The sequence below is a fragment of the Herbaspirillum sp. C7C2 genome (genome assembly GCF_022627865.1).
In the GTDB taxonomy this organism is placed as follows: Bacteria; Pseudomonadota; Gammaproteobacteria; order Burkholderiales; family Burkholderiaceae_D; genus Herbaspirillum; species Herbaspirillum frisingense.
In genome coordinates this window covers 1-736 of the sequence record NZ_JABXGI010000049.1, presented here as the reverse complement: position 1 = coordinate 736, position 736 = coordinate 1, and the positions used below count along the sequence as shown (strand labels likewise).

The following is a 736-nucleotide window of genomic DNA, read 5'->3' as shown; positions in this document are numbered from 1 at the left end:
CCGCGCCTGGCGCCGCTGATCACCGCCATCGGCGTGTCGATCCTGCTGCAGACCTTCGCCATGATGATCTGGGGCCGTAGTCCCCTGCCGTTCCCGCAGGTCATGCCGTCCGACCCGGTGCACATCGCCGGTGCCCTGATCTCGCCGACCCAGATCATGCTGCTGATCCTGGCGCTGGCCGCCATGATCGGCCTGGTACTGATCGTGGAAAAGACCAAGATGGGCCGCGCCATGCGCGCCACCGCCGAGAACCCGCGCATCGCCGGCTTGATGGGCGTGGATGCCAACCGCGTCATCATCGTCACCTTCGCCATCGGCGCGGCCCTGGCGGCCATCGCCGGCGTGATGTGGGCAGCCAACTATTCCACCGCACAGTTCGCCATGGGCTTCGTGCCCGGCCTGAAGGCCTTCTCGGCGGCGGTGCTGGGTGGCATCGGCAACATCTACGGCGCCATGCTGGGCGGCATCCTGCTGGGCCTGATCGAAAGCCTCGGGGCTGGTTACATCGGCGACCTGACCGGCAACTTCCTGGGCAGCAACTACCAGGACATCTTCGCCTTCATCGTGCTGATCATCGTGCTGACCCTGCGCCCCTCCGGGATCATGGGCGAGCGCGTGGCGGATCGGGCTTAAGACTTAAGACTCAAGACTTAAAAGTTAAAAACAGAACTTAGAGAATCGGAAGAGAACACTATGGCTCTCATGACCTTCGACATGAAGCGCAACCCGCAGCAGG

At 63.3% G+C, this 736-nt stretch carries 1 protein-coding gene; it reads left to right on the top strand.

What is annotated here, in order from left to right; all coding sequences use genetic code 11:
• A partial coding sequence (locus tag HWE04_RS24170) for a branched-chain amino acid ABC transporter permease (RefSeq protein WP_241813920.1) occupies positions 1-633 on the top strand: 633 nt, incomplete at its 5' end.
• Between the last annotated feature and the right edge of the window lie 103 nt (positions 634-736).